Origin of the sequence: Falsiroseomonas sp. (assembly GCF_051859025.1) — a bacterium.
GTDB lineage: Bacteria > Pseudomonadota > Alphaproteobacteria > Acetobacterales > Acetobacteraceae > Falsiroseomonas.
Genome location: NZ_JBHYGL010000039.1, coordinates 118864 through 138290 on the forward strand (window position 1 = coordinate 118864; position 19427 = coordinate 138290).

At 69.0% G+C, this 19427-nt stretch carries 18 protein-coding genes; 5 read left to right on the forward strand and 13 right to left on the reverse strand.

Annotation, left to right across the window (positions count from 1 at the left end):
* Positions 1 to 8: 8 nt before the first annotated feature.
* Genes ACTIE5_RS26510 through ACTIE5_RS26525 form a run of 4 tightly spaced genes read right to left on the reverse strand, consistent with a single transcriptional unit; the run spans position 9 to position 5066 of the window.
* Positions 9 to 1613: an ABC transporter substrate-binding protein gene (locus ACTIE5_RS26510; protein ID WP_439552737.1), complete on the reverse strand. Its 1605-nt coding sequence runs from the start codon at positions 1611 to 1613 to the stop codon at positions 9 to 11.
* Between the two features lie 35 nt (positions 1614 to 1648).
* The gene (locus tag ACTIE5_RS26515) at positions 1649 to 2500 is read right to left on the reverse strand and encodes an ABC transporter permease (RefSeq protein ID WP_439552738.1); all 852 of its coding nucleotides are present in this window, start codon (positions 2498 to 2500) and stop codon (positions 1649 to 1651) included.
* Complete coding sequence (locus ACTIE5_RS26520; RefSeq protein WP_439552739.1) at positions 2497 to 3438, reverse strand: ABC transporter permease; 942 nt, start codon at positions 3436 to 3438, stop codon at positions 2497 to 2499. Before ACTIE5_RS26520 ends, ACTIE5_RS26515 begins: the two co-directional genes overlap by 4 nt.
* Positions 3438 to 5066, reverse strand: a complete 1629-nt coding sequence (locus tag ACTIE5_RS26525; RefSeq protein ID WP_439552740.1) for an amidohydrolase — start codon at positions 5064 to 5066, stop codon at positions 3438 to 3440. The genes ACTIE5_RS26520 and ACTIE5_RS26525 overlap by 1 nt, the downstream gene beginning before the upstream one ends.
* A 161-nt stretch (positions 5067 to 5227) precedes the next feature.
* Here ACTIE5_RS26525 and ACTIE5_RS26530 point away from each other — a divergent pair, with 161 nt between their 5' ends.
* Positions 5228 to 6820, forward strand: a complete 1593-nt coding sequence (locus ACTIE5_RS26530; protein WP_439552741.1) for an ABC transporter substrate-binding protein — start codon at positions 5228 to 5230, stop codon at positions 6818 to 6820.
* A 151-nt stretch (positions 6821 to 6971) separates the two neighbouring features.
* Here ACTIE5_RS26530 and ACTIE5_RS26535 read toward each other — a convergent pair whose 3' ends face one another.
* Genes ACTIE5_RS26535 through ACTIE5_RS26565 form a run of 7 tightly spaced genes read right to left on the reverse strand, consistent with a single transcriptional unit; the run spans position 6972 to position 13601 of the window.
* Positions 6972 to 7997, reverse strand: coding sequence for a dimethylarginine dimethylaminohydrolase family protein (locus ACTIE5_RS26535; protein WP_439552742.1), 1026 nt, complete (start codon positions 7995 to 7997; stop codon positions 6972 to 6974).
* A 10-nt stretch (positions 7998 to 8007) separates the two neighbouring features.
* The gene (locus ACTIE5_RS26540; RefSeq protein WP_439552743.1) at positions 8008 to 8796 is read right to left on the reverse strand and encodes an ABC transporter permease; all 789 of its coding nucleotides are present in this window, start codon (positions 8794 to 8796) and stop codon (positions 8008 to 8010) included.
* Positions 8797 to 8799: 3 nt separating this feature from the next.
* Positions 8800 to 9636 carry an ABC transporter permease gene (locus ACTIE5_RS26545; protein WP_439552744.1) on the reverse strand — a complete coding sequence of 279 codons (837 nt, stop codon included), beginning with the start codon at positions 9634 to 9636 and terminating at the stop codon, positions 8800 to 8802.
* On the reverse strand, positions 9636 to 10733 hold the full coding sequence (locus tag ACTIE5_RS26550; RefSeq protein ID WP_439552745.1) for an ABC transporter ATP-binding protein: 1098 nt from the start codon (positions 10731 to 10733) through the stop codon (positions 9636 to 9638). Before ACTIE5_RS26550 ends, ACTIE5_RS26545 begins: the two co-directional genes overlap by 1 nt.
* Before the next feature lie 4 nt (positions 10734 to 10737).
* A complete protein-coding gene (locus ACTIE5_RS26555) occupies positions 10738 to 11505 on the reverse strand; it encodes a class II aldolase/adducin family protein (protein WP_439552746.1) in 768 nt (255 codons plus the stop codon).
* A gap of 1 nt (position 11506) precedes the next feature.
* On the reverse strand, positions 11507 to 12454 hold the full coding sequence (locus ACTIE5_RS26560; protein ID WP_439552747.1) for a 2-hydroxyacid dehydrogenase: 948 nt from the start codon (positions 12452 to 12454) through the stop codon (positions 11507 to 11509).
* 37 nt (positions 12455 to 12491) lie between these two features.
* Entirely contained in the window at positions 12492 to 13601 is a 1110-nt protein-coding gene (locus ACTIE5_RS26565; protein ID WP_439552748.1) for an extracellular solute-binding protein, read from the reverse strand.
* A gap of 106 nt (positions 13602 to 13707) precedes the next feature.
* On the opposite strand from ACTIE5_RS26565, the gene ACTIE5_RS26570 reads away from it, so the two are divergent.
* The 4 genes from ACTIE5_RS26570 (at position 13708) to ACTIE5_RS26585 (ending at position 18581) form a co-directional block, all read left to right on the forward strand.
* Positions 13708 to 15030: an NAD(P)/FAD-dependent oxidoreductase gene (locus tag ACTIE5_RS26570; protein ID WP_439552749.1), complete on the forward strand. Its 1323-nt coding sequence runs from the start codon at positions 13708 to 13710 to the stop codon at positions 15028 to 15030.
* Positions 15031 to 15032: 2 nt separating this feature from the next.
* Entirely contained in the window at positions 15033 to 16646 is a 1614-nt protein-coding gene (locus tag ACTIE5_RS26575; RefSeq protein WP_439552750.1) for an amidohydrolase, read from the forward strand.
* Positions 16646 to 17512 (forward strand): DMT family transporter, encoded by an 867-nt coding sequence (locus ACTIE5_RS26580; protein WP_439552751.1) that lies wholly within the window; start codon positions 16646 to 16648, stop codon positions 17510 to 17512. The genes ACTIE5_RS26575 and ACTIE5_RS26580 overlap by 1 nt, the downstream gene beginning before the upstream one ends.
* A gap of 100 nt (positions 17513 to 17612) precedes the next feature.
* Positions 17613 to 18581, forward strand: a complete 969-nt coding sequence (locus ACTIE5_RS26585) for a tripartite tricarboxylate transporter substrate binding protein (protein WP_439552752.1) — start codon at positions 17613 to 17615, stop codon at positions 18579 to 18581.
* On the opposite strand, the gene ACTIE5_RS26590 is transcribed toward ACTIE5_RS26585, so the two are convergent.
* Both ACTIE5_RS26590 and ACTIE5_RS26595 read right to left on the reverse strand, forming a co-directional pair.
* Positions 18562 to 19014, reverse strand: a complete 453-nt coding sequence (locus ACTIE5_RS26590) for an acyl-CoA thioesterase (RefSeq protein WP_439552753.1) — start codon at positions 19012 to 19014, stop codon at positions 18562 to 18564. The genes ACTIE5_RS26585 and ACTIE5_RS26590 overlap by 20 nt on opposite strands.
* Positions 19011 to 19376 (reverse strand): hypothetical protein, encoded by a 366-nt coding sequence (locus tag ACTIE5_RS26595; RefSeq protein WP_439552754.1) that lies wholly within the window; start codon positions 19374 to 19376, stop codon positions 19011 to 19013. The genes ACTIE5_RS26590 and ACTIE5_RS26595 overlap by 4 nt, the downstream gene beginning before the upstream one ends.
* Positions 19377 to 19427 lie beyond the last annotated feature (51 nt).

Here is a 19427-nt window from a genome sequence, read left to right on the forward strand (position 1 = left end):
CTCCTTCCCTACCGAACGATCCGCATGTCCAGCGCCTTGTAGACGCCGATGCCGTAGAGGCCATGCGTGCGGATGCCGGTCACGCGGTTGCTGTTGCCGACATAGATGTTCTCGCGCGCCGTGGTCAGCCAGGGCGCTTCCTCCGCCAGCTTGCGCTGGAGCAGGGCGAGGGCACGGGCGCGCACGGCGGGGTCGGTCGCGCTGCGCGCCTCATCCAGCCAGGCATCGGTCTCGGGGTCGTTCCAGTTCATCCGGTTCGGGCTCGGCCGCGCGCGGCTGTGCCAGTAGAGCGACAGCGCATCGCCCGCGGAGAAGTAGGGGTAGGACAGGAAAAGGGCATCGAATTCCTGCGTCGCCATGCGGCCCCAGGCGACGGTCGCGTCGAAGAGCTGGATGCGCATCTCGATGCCGACGCGGCGCAGCGCCTGCTGGATGATCTCGCCCTGGCGCTGGTTCTCCAGCGTGTTGATGCCGTAGGTCAGGAAGGTGGCACGCTGCCCGTCCTTCACGCGCACGCCATCGGTGCCCATCCGCCAGCCGGCCTCGTCCAGCGTACGGGCGGCGGCGGCGGGATCGAAGCGCGGGACCATCGCATCGGACTGCGCGTCATAGTCCAGCGTGTTAGGGTTCACGATGTTCAGCGCGGGCTGCGCATGACCGAACCACACGGCGCGGACCAGGGCGGTGCGGTCCACGGCCTGGTGGATGGCGCGGCGCACGGCGCGATCGCTGACGACCGGCTTGTCCACCTTGAAGCCGAGGTAGTAGTCCCAGAAGTAGTTGGGCTGCGTCGTCACCGTCACGCTCGGCACGCGACGCACACTGTCCACCGCCACCATCGGGATGTACTGCGTGACGTCGGCCTGGCCGGTCTGCAGGGCCGCGAGGCGCGCCGTCGCTTCCGGCACGACGCGCCAGACAATGCGCTCGACATGCGCGGGGCCCCGATTCTCGAAGATCGGCGGGCCCCAGCGGTAGCTCGGATGGCGCGTCAGCACCAATTCGCTGCGCGGCGTCCAGGATGCCCAGCAATAGGGCCCGGTGCCGTTGAAGCCCTGCGTGCCGAAATTGTCGCCGAGGCGTTCCACCGTCGCGCGGTCGATGATGCCTGCGAAGAACAGCGTGAGCTGGGACAGAAGCTCGCTGAACGGCGTGTGGAGTTCGTATTCGACGGTGTAGGGATCGACGGCGCGGATCTCCTTCACCGGGCCGGCGCGCCAGGCGACGGGGCTGCGCGTGGCGGGGGCGATCCAGCGGTTGATGGAATAGACGACGTCGTCCGCCGTCATGGGCTTGCCGTCGCAGAAGGTGACGTCGCGGCGCAGGCGGAAGGTATAGAGCTTGCCGTCCGGAGACACTGTCCAGCTTTCCGCCAGGCCCGGGCGGATGGTGCGCTGGTCCCAATCCATGCTGACCAGCGTGTCGGTCATCAGGGTCACGATCTCACCAGCGCCGCGGGCGGTGCTGCGGTGCAAATCATAGCGATCCGCATCGATCTCCCGCATGAAGACCGCGGTGTTGCGCGGCGTCTGCGCGGCAGAGGGCAAGGCGGGCAGCGTGGCGGCCAATGCGGCGGCGGCGATCATGCCGCGGCGGAGCAGTCCGGTTCTCATGCTTGTTCTCCCTGCTTGGTTCTGGATGCGGAGGATCATACGCGGAGCCTGGGGTCGAGCGCATCGCGCAGCGCATCCCCCAGCACGTTGAAGGCGAGGACGATGACGAAGATCGCCACCGAAGGGATCACGCTGATATGCGGTGCGAAGAACAGGAAGGTGCGCCCCTGCGCCGCCATGGCACCGAGTTCCGCGATCGGCGCCTGCGCGCCGAGGCCGAGGAAGGACAGCGCCGATCCCAGCAGTATCACCTGCCCGAAGCGCAGCGTGGCGAAGACCAGGATGGGGGAGAGGCAGTTCGGCATCAGATGCCGCCAGATCAGCCGAGCATCCCCCATGCCCTGGGCGCGGGCGGCCTCGATGTAGTCGAGCCCCAGCACCACCAGCGCGGTGGATCGCGCGATGCGCGCCATCAGCGGCACGGTCGCCACCGACAGCGCGATGACCACCGCCGTCACGCCCGGCCCGGCGATGGCCGCGATGGCGAGCCCGAAGAGGATGGCGGGAAAGGACAGCATGATGTCGGCCAGGCGCATCAGCAGGCCATCCACGCGCCGGTAATAGGCCGCGCAGAACCCGATCGCGACGCCAAGCACGCCGCCGAAGCCGAGGCTGAGCGCGCCCATCATCAGCGTGACGCGCAACCCATGCAGCAAGCGGGACAGCATATCCCTGCCCTGCCCGTCCGTTCCCAGCAGGTAGTCACCGCCTGGCGGCTGCATGATCGCCATCAGGTCGGTCTCATAGGGATCATGGGGCGCCAACCACGGTGCCAGCAGCGCCGCCAGGATCACCAGCGCCACCAGCCCCGCCGCCACCGCCGCGGCCGGTTCGCGCAGCAGCACGCGCAGGGTGGAGGGGCGGGCGGGTGGCTGCACGCCGCTCATGCCGCCCTCACGCGCGGATCGAGCACGCCGTAGAGCAGATCGACCGTCAGGTTCACCAGGATGAAGCCGAGGGAGAGGACGATGATGGTGCCCTGCGCCATGGGGAAGTCCGACGACAGGATAGCGCCCACCGCCAGCCGGCCGACGCCGGGCCAGGAGAAGACGGTTTCCGTGACCACGGCACCGCCGAGCAGGAAGCCGATCTGCAACCCGATCAGCGTCACCACCGGCACCATCGCGTTGCGCAGCGCATGGCGCAGCACGACGATACGTTCAGGCAGGCCCTTGGCGCGTGCCGTGCGCACGTGGTCCGCGCCCAGCACATCCAGCACCGCCGTCCGCGTCATCCGCGCCACCGGGCCGACAAAGACGCCCCCCAGCGTGACCGCCGGCAGGATCACCGCCCGCAGGCCCTGCCAGGTCCAGAGCGGCCCCTCGCGCCCCGTGAAGGGCAGCCACTGCCATTGGAACCCGACGAACCAGATCAGCACGAGGCCGAGGAAGAAGACCGGCACGGAAACGCCCGCGACGCTGATCGCCATCACCACACGGTCGATCAGCGACCCGCGCCAATAGGCGCCGATGGTGCCGAGGAAGAGCCCGAGCGGGATCGACCACACCAGGCTCGCCACCATCAGTTCCAGCGTCGGGCCGATCGTGTTGCCCAGTTCCTGCGCGACGGAAACGTTGTTGATGATGGAGACGCCGAGATCGCCCTGCGCCAGGCGACCGAGATAGAGGAAGAACTGCAGCCACAGCGGCTTGTCCAGGCCGAGGTCGCGGCGGATGGCCTCCACGATCTCGGCGCTGGCATTGGGGCCAGCGCGCACCACCGCGGGGTCCGTCGGCACCACCTGCATCAGCAGGAAACCGACGAGCAGCACGCCGAACATAACCGGCACGGCCAGCAGCAGGCGCTGGGCGGCGTGGCGCAGCATCAGGCGGCCTCCCCGTGGCGGTCGAAGATGACGGTGCCGCCGCGCAGCGTCAGGTCGGCGCGCGTGTCGTGCAGGATCTCCTCCGGCGTGGCGGAGAAAATGTCGCGCGACAGAACGGCGACATCCGCCATCATGCCGGGCTCCAGCGTGCCGCGGCGATCCTCCGCGAATTGGGTATAGGCGCCGCACCAGGTCTGGCAGTGCACCGCCTGTTCCACCGTCAGCGCCTGGTCCGGACCCATCACCGTGCCGCGGCTCGTCTTGCGCGTGATCATGGTGAAGAGGTTGATGAAGGGATCGACCGTGGAAACCGGGCAGTCGGAGGATGCGGCGGGGTGATGCCCTTCCTCCAGCCAGGTCCGCATGGGGTAGGCGTTCTCGCTGCGCGGCAGGCCGAGGTTGCGGATGTAGAGGTCGCCGAATTCGTACATGAAGACGGGCTGCGGCACCGGCAGGATGCCGCGCGCCTTCATGCGCCGCATCTGGTCGCGGTTGAGGAAGCCGCAATGCTCGATGCGGTGGCGGCGACCGGCGAAGGGATGGGCTTCGCTGTCGGCCGCCTCCATCCCCTGCAACACCTGCTCGATCGCCGCATCGCCGATGGCGTGGATGTCGAGCTGCCAGCCCTGCTCGTGATACAGCTTGAGCAGCGCATGGATCTTGTCGTCCGGGAAGGTAAAGACGCCGGTGCCGCCGCCGGCGCTTTCCAGGTAGGGATCGAAGAAGGCGGCGGTGAGCCCCCCGGCGCTGCCATCGGCGAAGACCTTCACCGCGCCCCAGCGCAGCATGTCGTCGCCCTGGTTCGGACGCAGCCCGGCCTGCCAGGCTTCGGCCGCGATTCCCTCGGGGTTGCCGGCCAGCACATTCCACATCCGCAGCGGCGAACGCCCGGCCGCGACGGCGATGTGGAAAGCCTCGACCTCCGCCATGCCGGCCGTCATGCCGACATTCATGTCGGTGGCGCTGGCGAAGCCGAAGGATGCCAGGTGGTTGCCCGCGCGCTCGATCGCCGCCACCAGCGATTCGGCGTCGGGCGGCGGGATCACATCCCGCACCAGGCGCATCGCGCGCTCCTGGAACAATCCGGTAAGCCCACCGCGCTTGCGTTCGATGACGCCGCCTTCGGGATCCGGCGTGTTGTGGCCGACGCCGGCGGCGCGCATCGCGGCGGTATTGGCCACGCCCATATGCCCGCAGGTGCGGACGATGAAAACGGGATTGTCCGGTGATACGGCATCGAGTTCCGCCGCCGTCGGATGGCGCCCGATGTCGAGTTCCGCGTGGTCATAGCCACGCCCCAGCACCCAGGCGCCCTTCGGCGCGGCCTTCGCGGCATCGCCGATGCGCTTCAGCGCCTCATCCAGGGTGCGGACCTGCTCCGCGCGCAGGTTCACGCCCGCCAGCGCCAGGCCGTAGGGCAGCAGGTGCATATGCGCTTCGTTGAAGGCGGGAATCGCGACACGGCCGGCCAGGTCGATCCGCCGCGCATCGGGTCCAGCCGCAGCCATCACCTCGGCCAGGCTGCCAACCGCCAGGACGCGGTCGCCCCGCAGGGCCAGCGCCTCCGCAAACCCTGTTTCCAGCCCGCGGAACACGCGGCCGCCGGCGATCACGACATCCCGGCTCATGCCGCTTTCGAATCCTGCATCCGGATCTGCTCTACCACACCGCCACCATGACCAGACTGTCATTCGCGCGCCGCGCAGCGTCAACCCGATCCCGCGACGGCTTGCTTGCGTATCCGGCCTCACGCGATGAGGATTGCGGCATCCGGGCCGGGATATGACGCATGATCGGGCGATGGCTGGCCGCGACAGTGGCCGTTGGAATGAGCGTCCTGGCGGGGCCGACATGGGCGCAATCGACGCTGCGGATGGCGTTGACCACGGACGCAAGCGGCCTTGGTCTCGCTGGGTCCCCGCAACCCGCGCACCTCCATCGCTTCCTTGTCCATGACCAGTTGTTCGCCCTCGATAGCGCCGGCCATGCGCGGCCGCAGATGGTGGAGACGCACCAGACCAGCGCGGATGGCCTGGAGCATCGAATCACCCTGCGCGACGGCCTGTTCTTCCATGACGGCCAGGCTGTGCGAGCCGCCGATGCGGTCGCTTCGATCGATCGGTGGATGCGGTACACCCAGAATGCGCAGCCTCTCGCCTCCGCTACCGCTGCCCTCGATATCGTAGACGAACAGACGTTCACGATCCGCCTGTCCCGCCCCTTCGCCCTTGTCGCTGAGCTTCTGGCCAACCGGACAGCAAGCGCCGTCTTCGTTCGTCCGGAACGCGTGGAGCGAAGGCCGCCGGGCGCGGGGCTGAATGACACCATCGGCAGCGGCCCGTTCATGGTCTCGCCCCCGGACATGCCGACCGGTCGCAGCCCTGCCGCTTCCCGAAGTGCTCAACCTCGTCTGACCTACCTTCGCAACCCGAACTATCGCCCGCGGAGCGACGCACAGGACGGCCTGGCAGGCGGCAAGCACGCCCTCCTCGATCGCGTCGAATTGCTGGCCTTCGCCGTGCCGGCAGATGCCGTCGCGGCCTTGCGAGCAGGGGAAGTGGACGTCATCGAGCAGGTGCCGCTCGACCAGGTGCGCGTGCTGGAGCAGGACCGCCACATCAGGATGATGGAACTCAACCCCGCCGGCTTCATGATCCAGCTCCACTTCAATCATGCGCAACCTCCTTTCGATCGCGTCGAGGCCCGCCAGGCGCTGCTGCACATCATCGATCAGCAGGAGGTCGGGCGGGCCATCGGCGTGCGCACCAGCGAACAGATCCCGTACTGCCCAGCCTTCTATTTTTGCGGCAAGAGATGGGAGAGCAGCAGGGGCGCGCAGGGTCTTCGCGACGTGAATGTCGATCGCGCACGCGAATTGCTGCGCGCCGCCGGCTACAGCGGGCAGCCTGTGGTTCTGATCAACTCCGCCGACATCTCGGTGGTGAACGCGACAGCCCAGGTCTTGGTCGAGAACTTCCGCCGCGCCGGACTGAACGTCGATTTGCGCAACCACAACTGGGTCACGGCCATGCAGCACAGGAGCCGCCGCGGCCCGGTCGACCAGGATGGGTGGAGCCTGGCGATCGAGCTGGCGCAGTCCATCAACCAGGACAGCCCCTTGAACAATCTTCGCCTCGGCTGCGCGTTCCGCTTGCCAGACAGGCTGTGCGACCAGCCCATGGAGGATCAGCGCCGGGCGTGGTGGGAGGAAAGCGACCCGGTGGCGCGGCAGGAGATCCTGCATCGCCTCCATGCCCGCGCCTATGAGGTGCTGCCCTACATCATTGCCGCGCAGTTCAGGACACTGACCGCCCATCGAACCGACATCGAAGGCTTGCGCGCGACCACCGTCCCGGTCTTCTGGGGCGTGACGAAGCGGTAGGGCGGGTCAGCGCCCGGCGCCGCCCTCCGCCGGGCCGAAGAAGGCGCGGTCGAGGGCTAAGACGCCGGGTTCGCCACCGGTTCCGGAACAGAGCGCCAAGCGCGAAACGCGCGCAATCAACAAGATGGAAAGCACATCACCGAAAATCGCCTCAGACGGAATCGCGAACCAGCGGGCTGGTCGAGCAATGGATGCCGCCGCCGCCAAGGCCGACGCGATCGTAATCGACCAGGCGGATGCTGATCCCGGCCTTGTCCAGCGCATCCTGCGTGCGCGCGCTGACGCGGTCGCTCATGATGACGCGGCCGGGCGCGACGGCCAGGCAGTTCACGGTCCAGGATGGATCCTCATGGTTGACCGGGATCATGCGGATGCCGAGGCGCTTCAACTCCTCCATGAAGACGAAGGGCAGCATGGAGGGGTTAACGATGGCGACGTCATGGTGGATCATCACGAAGCCACCATCGATATGCAGGCGGTAGCCGGGTATCTGCACGCGGATCAGCCGCGTGCCCTGCACGGCCAGCACTTCCTCAAGCTGCCGCGCGCCTTCTTCGTTGACGCGGGAGGAAACGCCGACGACGGCGACATCGGGCCGGATATAGGCGAAGCTGCCGCCTTCCATCAGGCCGGCGCCATGGATGGTCCGCAGGATCGGCATGCCGAGGGCCGCGAGGGTTTCCGTCACCGGCGCTTCCTCTCCGCGCCGGATGCGCGGACCCATGCGGGTGACGATGGCGCCGCCCTTGATGCCGATGCAGCTGTCCCGCGTGTAGATGGATTTGTGGCGGCCCGCGGCGGCGCGCTTGAGGTAGACGACCTCCACCCCCTCATCGCGCAGCGCGGCGGCGAGTGCATCGTGCTGCGCCTGCTGTTCCTCCAGCGTCGGGCGCTGGTTGCCGCGCCAATAGGCGCCGGTGGCGGGATCGCCGAAGGCGTTGAGTTCGGGGATGTGGGGCAGCGTGTCCACCACGCGCATCTCCTCCCCGGGCCGGTGCATCAGCACCACGCGCAGGCGGCCGATATCGGAATTGCAGCCCCATTCGCGGCCCCAGACGAAGGATTGCTCCGACGCGCTTTCGAAGGCGGGATCGGGTTCGCTGGCGAAGCGTTCGATCAGCATGTTGTAGCGGTGGTCGAACTCGCTCATCGCGAAGCTGGGCGGGGTCTTGTTCATTGTCGTTTCCTCAGGCGTCGCGGCGCCTCCGCAGCGCCAGGTCAAGCAGCAGCAGGCCAAGCGTGAACACCACCAGCAGCACGGCGACGGCAGCCATGGCGGGGTCCAGGTTCTCGTTGATGCCGTCCCAGATCCGGCGCGGCAGCGTGAAGACATCGCGGGATGCGATGAACAGGACGATCACCAGCTCATCCCAGCTGTGGATGAAGGCGAAGATGGCGCCGGAGAGGATGCCCGGCGCGATGCGCGGCAGGATCACCCAGCGCAGCGTCTGCCCCAATGACGCCCCCATCCCCCGCGCCGCCTGTTCCAGCCGGGGATCGAAGGCCGCCAGCGCGGTGGAGACGGTGATGACGACATAGGGGATGCCCGTGACGCCATGCGCGATGGCGACGCCGAGGAAACGGTCCAGCAGGTCCAGCTTCGCGAAGTATCGGTAAAGCCCCACGGCATAGACGATGGAGGGGATGATGATGGGCAGCAGCATCATCGCGCGCACCAGGTCCGTGGACCGCCGCGACAGCCGCCAGCAGCCGATGGCGCAGAGCGTCCCGGCCACCACGGCGATCACCGTCGCCGCGACGGCAATCAGGAAGGATTGCCAGATCGACCCCAGCCAGGCGGCGCTGCCCAGCACCGTCGCGTAGTGCCGCAGGCTGAGCCCATCCTGCGGCAGCGACAGGAAGCGCTGGTCGGTCAGCGATACCGGAATGACGATGCTGATCGGCAGCACCAGGTAGATCGCGACCACCCAGGCCGCGGCCACCGTCCAGCGTCCCGGGCGATGCGCGTGGTCCATGCCTCAGGCCCCCGAACCGAAGACGCGGCGCAGATCGACGAGGCGGGAGAAGACCGCGAGCGTCGCCAGGATCGCCACCACCAGCACCGTCGCCATCATGGTGCCGAGCCCCCAGCGGATGAGGTCGAGGATCTGCAGACCGATCCACTCCGCCACCATCAAGGTCTTGCCGCCGCCCAGGATCGCCGGCGTGATGTAGAAGCCGAGCGAGAAGATGAAGACCAGCACCCCCGCCGCGATCAGGCCCGGCAGGGACAGCGGCAGGAAAATGCGGCGGAAGATGGTGAAGCGCGGCGCGCCGAGCCCCCGCGCGGCCGCCAGCAGGCGCGGGTCGATCTCCCGCATCGAGGCCAGCAGCGGCAGCACGGCATAGGGCACCATGTAATGGACCATGCCCACGATGATGCCGAATTCGTTCCAGACGAGTTGCAGGGGTTCCGTGATGATCCCTGTCTCCATCAGCGCATTGTTCACCAGGCCCTGGCGCCGCAGCAGCGTGACCCAGGCGAAGGCGCGCACCAGCACGCTGATCCAGAGCGGCACGAGCACGGCCAGGATCCACCAGCGCCGCGCCGATTCACTGGCCAGCGCGATGCGGTAGGCCAGCACATAGCCCAGCAGCAGCGCCAGGACCGTGGTGATGGTGCAGATGCGGAGCGTCGTCAGGATGACGCGCTGCACGCTTTCGCTGGTGAAAAGCCGTTCGTAGTTGCCGAGGCCGGGCGAGGGCTCGGTGAAGGAGATCGCCAGCACCTGCGCGATGGGGGCGATGTAGAAGGCGGTCATCAGCAGGAAGGCGGGCAGGATCAGCAGCCACCAGCCCGCATCCTGCCGGCGCATCAGAGGGCGTCCTCGACCACGGGGACGCTCGCTGCCGAACTCCAGCCGAGGCGCACGGCCAGCCCTTCGCTTGGCGCGATCGGCGCCTGCCAGGTCGGCAGCGCGACGCGCAGCAGGCCCATATCCGGCGTCTCGACCGTCAGCGTGTAGCCGGCTCCGAGGTAGGACCAGGCGACGATGCGACCGATGACCACATTGTCGGCCTCATCATCATCGTTCAGCAGCGCGATCTTCTCAGGCCGCAGGCTAAGCAGCACGCGGCTGCCATGGGCGGGGCGATGGTTCTCCTCCGCGGCCTGGAGGATGCGCGTCGCGCCGGCACCGATGACGAAGCCCCCGGGCACGCTTTCCTGCACCAGGCCGTGCAGGAAGTTGGACTTGCCCAGGAAGTCCGCGACGAAGCGTGTGCGCGGGTGCTCATACAGATGCGCGGGAGCGCCTTCCTGGACCAGCTTGCCATGGTTGAGGATGGCGACGCGGTCCGACAGGGACAGCGCCTCCTCCTGGTCATGCGTCACATTGACGAAGGTGCGGCCGACGCGGCGATGGAGGACCTTCAGCTCCTCCTGCAACTCAGCGCGCAGCTTCTTGTCAAGCGCCGACAAGGGCTCATCCAGCAGCAGCAGGGCCGGGTCGAAGACCAGGGCGCGCGCCAAGGCGACGCGCTGCTGCTGGCCGCCGGAGAGCTGGCGCGGCAGGCGTTCGGCAAAGCCTGACAGCTGCACCAGGTCCAGCGCCGCGCGGACCTTCGCCTCGCGCTCCGCGACGCCCAGCTTGCGGACGCGCAGCGGGAAGGCGACGTTCTCCGCCACCGTCATGTGCGGGAACAATGCGTAGCCCTGGAACACCATGCCAAAGTCGCGGCGCTCCGGCGGCAGGGGCGTGATATCCGTGCTGTCCAGCAGCACCGCGCCCTCCGTCGGCGCGACGAAGCCGGCGATGCACATCAGGATCGTCGTCTTGCCGCTGCCCGATGGGCCGAGCAGCGTCAGGAACTCGCCCCGCTCCACCTTAAGGGAGACGGAATCGACGGCGATAAAGCTGCCATAGCGTTTCGTCAGCCCGCGCAGCGCGAGGGCGTGGCCCGTTCCCGACATCCGATCAGTCCCTGTAGCCCGGCTGTTCGCGGTCCAGCTTCCGCCGCAATGCCTGCCAGGGCAACCAGCCCTTGGTGGGGCCGCTGTCGAAAAGGCGCTGCGTGCGCGCCACCGTCTCCGCCGGCGCCACCGCGAGCGGCGCGCCGGCGGATTGCGCGGCGATCTGGATGCGGCAGGATTGCTCCAGATAGTACATCCAGTAGAAGGCCTCCGCGACCGTGCGACCGACGGTCAGCAGCCCGTGGTGGCGGAGGATCATGGCAGGCTTGTCGCCGAAATCCTGCACCAGGCGCTCGCGCTCCGACAGGTTTTCCTCCGTGGCGACGCCTTCATAGTCATGCAGCGCGACGCGGCCGATGAACTCCATCATCATCTGGTTCAGCGGCAGCAGCGTGTCCCGCTGCGCCGCCACCGCCATGCCGGCGAGCGTATGCGTGTGCATCACGCAATTCGCGTCCGCCCGGCCGAGATGGACGGCGGAGTGGATGACGAAGCCCGCGGGATTCACGGGCCAGGAGGTCGGCTGCCGCGGCTCGCCCTCCGCATCCACCAGCACCAGGCTCGATGCCGTCACTTCCTCGAACAGCAGGCCGTAGGGGTTGACCAGGAAGCGATGCCCCTCCCCCGGCACGCGGACGGAGAGATGGGTGAAGACCAGGTCGGTCATGCCGAACAGCGCCACCAGCCGATAGGCGGCGGCCAGATCCTCCCGCAATTCGCGCTCGGTCGGCACATGGGTCGGATCGGGGCGGATCGGTGGCGGCGGCAGCATCTCAGTAGCCGCGCGCGTGGTCGAAGAGGTTGCGGAGCGGCTCGCCGCGCTCGAACGCCGCGATGGCGCGGGCGACGTGTTCCGCGCGTTCACGCCTCGTCGGCAGGCTGGCGATGTGGGGCGTCACGATCGCCTTGGGGTGCGTCCAGATCGGGCTGTCCGCCGGCAGGGGCTCCGTCTCGAACACGTCGAGCACCGCGCCGGATAGCTGGCCGCTGTCCAGCGCCGCGAACACGTCATCGATCTTCTGATGCGCGCCGCGGCCGACATTCACCAGCCCCGCCCCCTTCGGCAGCTTCGCGAATAGGGGCGCGGCGAGGATGCCGTTGGTCTCCGGCGTCGAGGGCAGCAGGCAGACCAGGACCTGGCTGCGCGCCAGGAAGGCATCGCGCGCCTCGGCGCCGACAAAGCCTTCCACACCCGGGATTTCCTTTGGCGTGCGCGACCAGCCGATCACCTTGAAGCCAAGCCCGCGCAGCATCGTCGCGGCCTGCGCGCCCATATGGCCCAGGCCCATGACGCCGACGGTCGTCTCCGTCGCCAGGCCCATCCCGTCGAAATAGGTGAAGTCCTTCGCCACCTGCTGCAGGGCGATCCGCCGCGCACCGCGCAGCAGGGACAGCACGGACCAGCAGACGAACTCCCCCATGCGCTGCGCCGCGCCCTCGGTCGCCATCCGCATCAGGGGGATGTGCTTCGGCAAATCCGGGTCGCGGGTGATGAAATCCACCCCCGCCCCGGCGCCGAAGATCACGCGGAGGTTCGGCAGGCGCGCGATCCGCCCTGGCTCCGGGTCCCACAGCAACACATAGGCGACATCCTCCGGCGCCACGGTGGCGTCGTCCCACCACCGCACCTCGACCTGCGGCGCGCAGGCGGCGAAATGGGATTGCCACTCCGCCACCGCCGCCCCGCCGCCGGACTTCACCAGGAGGATGGGTTTCGCCACGCGGCGCCTCGCCTGCTGCAATGCAGCGAGAGTGCCTTCAGCCCGTCACCATGTCGATATAGTCGGCATTGGCCTGGGCATAGACGCCGCCCCACCAGGTGCCGTTCTGCGCCACCTGGACCGCGGCATTGGCGGGGTCCGTCGGGTTGAAGCGCTTGAATTCCTCCGGCACCAGCGCGGCCGCGCGCGGGTTGGTCGGGCCGTTGCCGAGGAACTTCAGCAGTTCCACCTGCTGTTCCGGATTGGACAGCATGGAGGCCAGGAGCCGCTGCACCATCTCACCCCCCGGGTTGCCGCGGGGGCTGACGAAGATGCCGGGCTGGAGGATGCCCTGGTTCCAGATGTGCTTGAAGCGGCCGTTGCTCTCCTGCTCCAGCACCTTGGCGCGGGTGTGCCAGATCTGGCCCATCACGGCCTCTCCGGTCCGGATGAACTGTTCCGATTCGGAACCGCTGTTCCAGAAGACGCAGTTGCGGCGGATTTCCCGCACCTTGGCGATGCTGGCCCGGATATCGAGGGGATAGAGATTCCGCGGGTCCTTCCCCAGCGCCATCTGCGCGGCATCCAGCGCGCCGGCGGCGTCGCGGCGCAGCAGGCGGGTGCCGGGGAAGCGACGCAGATCCCAGAAATCCGCCCAGCTCGTCGGGCCGCCATTCGGGAATTTGGTGCTGTCATAGACAAGGACATTGCTGAAGGAATAGGGCGCCGCGCCATGGTCCAGCGCGAAGGTCGGACCGATGACGTTGTTGCGGTCCACCACGTTGTAGTCGATGCGGTTCAGCAGGTTCAGCCCGCCGAGCAGCGTGGCGGAGGTCGCGGAACTGTCGCAGATATCCCAGGTGACGCGCCCGCTTTCCACCATGGACCGGATGCGGCCCGCGGACGGCCCGGTGCTGTCCTGCACCACCCGCCAGCCGGGATTGGCGGCGGCGAAGGGCTCGCCATAGAAGCGCCCGAAGCCGTCATTGGCGATGCCGCCCCAGTTGACCATCACCAGGTTCCGCGCGGCCTGGGCGGCAGCGTCCCCGCCGGCCAGCGGCGCCGCGCCCAACGCGGCCAGGCCGGCCAGCAGCGCGCGGCGGCTGACCTCCCCCCGGTTGAACTTCCGCCAGGCAAGCTCGATGCAATCCTGCTGGAATGTCTGCATTGGTTCGACCCTTCGGTAAGAAGCCCCCAGGGGTCCCCTTGATCCGGACGGCGTCCGGCGGGAACCTCGCTCCGAGCAAGTCAACAGCGGGACGCGCGCGCGGGCAATGACCGATCTTCAATCCATCGCCGCCCCCGGCTTCAAGGCCCGCCCCTGGTGGTGGGAAGCGGCCGAGCCGCCGGACCGCGACAACACCCTGCCGGGCCACACGCCGGTCGCCATCATCGGCGGCGGCTATGCGGGGCTGTCGGCCGCGCTGACGCTCCGCCGGCTTGGGCATGAGGTCACGGTGATCGACGCCGAGCGCATCGGCTGGGGTGCGTCGTCCCGCAATGGCGGCATGGTGTCGGGCGGCCTCAAGGTCGCCTCCACCGGCCTCGCGGCGAAATATGGGGAGGAAAAGGGCCGTGCCATCGCCGGCGCCGCCGCGGCGTCCTTCCCCTTCATCGAGGAGACGATCGCGCGGGAGGGGATCGACTGCGACTATATCCGCTGCGGCCGCTACACCGGCGCCTGGTCCCGCGCCCACTACAACGCCATGGCGGCGCGCGCTGACTGGATCGCGGAGGTGACGGGCCTGCCGACGGAGATGGTGCCGAAATCCCGGCAGAGGGAGTTCGTCGGCAGCGATCACTATGAGGGCGGCATGGCCGCTGCCGCCACCGGCAGCCTCCATCCCGGCAAATACGCCCGTGGCCTGGCGGAGGCCGCGGAGCGCGCCGGCGCCCGGCTGGTGGACGGCGTGCGCGTCACCGGCGTGACGCGGGATGGCAGCGGCTTCCGCGTGGCGACGGACAAGGGCGAGATGCGTGCCGACGCCGTGCTGGTCACGACCAATGGCTACACCAAGGACCCGCGCGGCACGGCCCTGCCCTGGCTGGCGAAGCGCCTCATCCCCCTCAATTCCTACATCATCGCGACGGAGGAACTGCCGCCGGAGACGATGGACCGCCTCTTCCCCGGCCGCCGCATGATCAGCGACAGCAAGCGCGTGCTGAACTACTTCCGGCCATCCCCGGACGGGAAGCGGGTGCTCTGGGGCGGCCGCGCGAGTTTCCGTGCGGCGACGGCGGAACAGGCGGCCCCGGCGCTGTATGACACGATGCTGCAGACCTTCCCGGACCTGGCCGGCGTGAAGATCACCCATGCCTGGACCGGCTATGTCGCCTTCACCTTCGACCTGCTGCCGCATATCGGCGTGCAGGACGGGATGCACTACGCCGCGGGCTGCCAGGGCAGCGGCGTCGCCATGGCAACCTGGCTCGGTCACAATGTCGCGCTGAAGCTGGCGGGCGCGGCGAATGCGCCCTTCGCGCTGGATGGCCTGCCGTTTCCGACCCAGCCGACCTACAACGGCACGCCCTGGTTCCTGCCCTTCGTCGGCAACTACTACAAGGTGCGGGACCATATCGACCGGCTGGTGGGCTGACCATGCATCCCGATTTCGTCCTGCTGAACGCCCGCATCGCGACGATGGACGCGGCCGGCACCGAATGCGGCGCGCTCGCCGCCCTCAACGGCCGCATCGTCGCGCTGGGCGACAGCGCCGCGATCCGGGACCTCATCGGCCCCGGCACCAAGGTGCTGGATGCGGAGGGGCAGCGCGTGCTGCCCGGCATCGTGGACAGCCACGCGCACCCGGATGCCTATGCCATCCGCCTGCGCGCCTGGACCCTCGTCTCCCCGGATCGCGTGCGGACGCGGGACGAGTTGCTGGCGGCCATCCGGCGGCGCTGCGAGGCCGTGGCGCCCGGCCGCTGGGCCGCCTTCTACCGGCTGAACGAACGCGCCTGCGGCGGTTATCCGACGCTCGCAGAACTGGATGCCGCGAGCCTCGGCCGGCCGATCTTCATCCTGCGCACGGATGGCCATCTCGGCCTCGCCAACTCCGCCGCCTTCGCGGCCTGCGGCGTCACGGCGGAAACGCCCGACCCCGCCTTCGGCCGCTTCGACAAGCACGGGGGCCGCCTGACGGGCCTGGTGCGGGAGACCGCCGCGCATGTCTTCCTCAACGCCGTCCATGGCCAGGACAGCGAGGCCGACATCGCGGAGGGGATGGAGATGGTGCAGGACCAGTGCCTCGCCGTGGGCATCACCTCGGTTGCCAACTCGCTCTGCCCGTCCAAGGCCATCAGCGCCTATCAGCGCATGCATCGCGACGGGCGCTGGCGGATGCGGATGGGCATCATCGCCAGCGGGCGCGACGAACCGCTGATCCCGCATCTCATCGGCGCCGGCATCCGGTCCGGCTTCGGCGATGAATGGCTGCGACTCATCGGCGTGGAGTGGTGCCCGGATTGCTCGACCTCCGGCCGCACCGCCGCCTATTGGGACCCCTATCTCGGCACGCCCGTGCCGGGGGAGCCCGTGCCCAATACCGGCATGCTGCTCTACGAACAGGATGACCTGACCGCCCGCGCCACCGCCGCGCACAAGGCGGGCCTGCAAGTGATGATCGAAGGTGTCGGCGACCGCGGCATCGATTTCGCGCTGGACGTCATGGAGGCAGCCCTGGCCGCGCACCCCATCGACGACCATCGCATGCGGGTCGAGCACTGCTGCTACGTCACGCCGGCGATCCTGGCCCGCCTCAAGCGCGGCGGCTTCGTGGACAGTTCCGCCACCGGCTTCATGGATGAACTCGGCGAAGCCTATGCCGCCAACCGAGGGCAGGAGGCGATGCGCTGGATGTGGCCGCATCGCAGCCTGATCGATGCCGGCGTGCCCGCCCCCGGCCATTCCGATTTCGCGGTCTGCCGCGTCTCCCCCTGGACCGCCATCGCCGCCATGGTCAACCGCCGCACCACCGGCGGCACGGACCTCGATGCGCGGGAAGCGATCACGACGCGAGAGGCCCTGCGCGCCTACACCTGGCTCGGCGCCTGGGCGCAGCGGGAGGAGCACGAGAAGGGCTCGCTTGAACTGGGCAAGCTCGCCGACCTCATCGTCCTGGATCGGGACGTGCTGGATGGTGATCCCGCCGCCATCGCGGATACACGGGTCCGCGCCACCATCGTGGGCGGGATCATCCGGCACCAGGCGTGATGCCCGCGCGCCATGCGGTGCTGCTGGTGGCGCTCTGCGCCGCCTGGGGCTTCGCGCAGGTCACGATGAAATGGGGCGGAGAGGGCATCTCGCCCCTCGTCCAGGCCGGGCTGCGGTCTTTGCTCGCCATCCCCTTCATCCTGGCCTGGTGCTGGTGGCGCGGCGTCACGGTGTTCAAGCGCGACGGCACACTGCAGGCGGGGCTGCTCGCGGGCGTGCTGTTCTCGGCGGAGTTCTGGGCGATCTTCCGCGCCCTGGAACTGACCAGCGCCGCCCGCGTGGTGGTGCTGCTCTACACCGCGCCCTTCTTCGCCGTGATCGCCACGCATTTCCTGGTGCGCGGAGACCGGCTGACGCGCCGCAAGCTGGCCGGGATCGTCATCGCCTTCGCCTCCGTCCCCGTGCTGTTCGCGGACCGCCTGGGCGCTGCGCCCGATGCGGCGCTGATGGGCGATGTCATCGCCCTGGCCTCGGGCATCTTCTGGGGCGGCACCATCACCACCATCAAGGCCACGGGGCTGACGCGCATCGCCTCCGAACGCACCCTCCTCTACCAACTCGCCGTCTCCTGCCTGCTGATCCCGCTGGGCTTCGCGATCGGGGAGGAAGGGGTCTTCGACCCGACGCCGCGCGTGCTGGGTTCCCTCGCCTTCCAGGTGCTGGGCGTCGCGGTGGTCAGCTACCTCGCCTGGTTCTGGCTGGTGCAGCGCCACGCGGCCTCCGCCTTCGCGCCCTTCCTCTTCCTCACCCCCGCCTTCGGCGTCGCCTGCGGCTGGCTGCTGCTGGGGGAGGCCGTGACGCCGGCGCTGCTGGCATCGGTGCTGCTGGTGGGCGTGGGAATCTGGGTTATCAATCGCGGGGACTGATGCCAAAATTCGCATCATTTGACACATTCACGCATGTCGGTTGACATGTCCGGACAACTTCGCGGCCATCGCCGCGCCTGCCTCCGGAGGATTACCGCCGATGAAGACCCCGGTCTCGCGCCGCGCGCTGCTCGGCGCCGCCGCACTGCTGCCGCTCGCCACCCCTGCCCTGGCCTTCCCGGACCAGCCCATCCGCATCGTGGTGCCCTGGAATGCCGGTGGCGCCACGGATGTGGTGACGCGCGCGCTGGCCACCGCCATGGCGCCGATCGTGGGCCAGCCCGTGGTGGTGGACAACCGCCCGGGCGCGAATGGCGCGGTGGGTGCACAGTTCGTCGCGCAGGCGCGCCCTGACGGCCACACGCTGTTCGTGGCGAGTGCGGAGACGCACGCGGTCAACCCCCTCGTCTATCAGCGCCTGGCCTATGACCCGATGGCGGATTTCCTGCCCATCACGCTCTTCGCCGATGGGCCCTTCGCGCTGGTCGTCCGGTCCGGCCTCGGCACCGATACGCTGGCGGCCTTCACGGCGCTGGCGCGCAGCCGGCCGGGCGCGCTCACCTACGCGTCCTGGGGCATTGGCTCCACCTCCCACCTCGCGGCCGCGCGTGTCATCCAGGCGGCGGGGCTGGACATGCTGCATGTCCCCTATACCGGCGCGGCGCCGGCCTATACGGCGCTGGTCGCCGCGCAGGTCGATGCGATGTTCATGAATGCGGGCCCGGCCGAATCGCTGTCCAAGGATGGCCGCGTGAAGGTGCTGGGCATCGGCTCCTCCACCCGCGTGCCGCTGCTGCCGGCGGTGCCGACGCTGCGGGAACAGGGCATGGCGCTGGATGCCGCGAACTGGTTCGGCCTGGTCGGCCCTGCCCGCATGCCGGCCGCCGCCGCCACCCGCATCGCGGAGGCGAGTGCGGAGGCGCTCCGCAACCCCGCGGCGCAGGAGGTCTTCCGCACCCAGGGCATTCTGCCCGTCACCGGCACGCCGGACCAGGCGCGCGCCTTCATCACCGCGGACCGCGAACGCTGGGCCGCCGTGATTCGCCCGCTCAACCTGCGGCTGGATTGAGGCGTTGCAGGCGGAGGCGCTCCGGCGCCTCCGTCCCCCGCTTCTCCGCGAAGCGCGCCAGCGTTGCCTCCGGCCACGTCCCGGCGCGCCGCGTGGCAAGGTTGACGCAGAGGAACAGCACCTCGTTCTCCGCGGAGAGCCAGCCTTCGGTCGCGTGGTACAGCCGGTGCTTCACCAGCAGCCGGCGATGGTCATAGGCCACCAGCACGCTTTCCGCCGCCAGCGGCATCGCCAGCGTCACCTCCCGCCGATAGCCCTGCCAGGATTCCACCGCGAAGGTGCCGAACCCGGCGTCCCGCAGCGGTGCGCCGAGCCCCCATTCGGGCCAGACGACATCGGTCGCGAGGTCGAAGGCCACGAGGTAGTAGGCCAGGTTCATGTGGCCATAATGGTCCACCCATTCGGGACGGACCTCGCAGATCGTCTCTCTCATCCGCACTCCGGATAGGCTAGCCAGCCCAGTTCCCGCCCATCCGGGTCCGTGACCCGCCAGGCATCCACGCAGCGCCGTTCCAGCATGAAGGCGCGCAGCCCCTCACCCGCCCGCGCCGCGCTTGCCGGCATGCGGGACTCGACCGCGCCCGCCGCCACACAGTCCTGCCGCGCGCCGCCGGGCACCAGCAAGCGCGCCGTCACCCGCACATCGTCCAGCGCCCAGGCATCCACCACCATCGCCCCCGCCTGGCCTTCCAGACAGGCACGCAGCGCGGGGGCGAGGGGCACCACCGATGCCTCCCACCCCGGCGCCTGCGCCGTCGCCGGCAGCGCCATCAGCAGCGCTGCAGCCGTCTTCAACAGCGGCTCCGCCGCCAGGAACTTCACAACAGCGGCTCCGCCGCCAGGAAC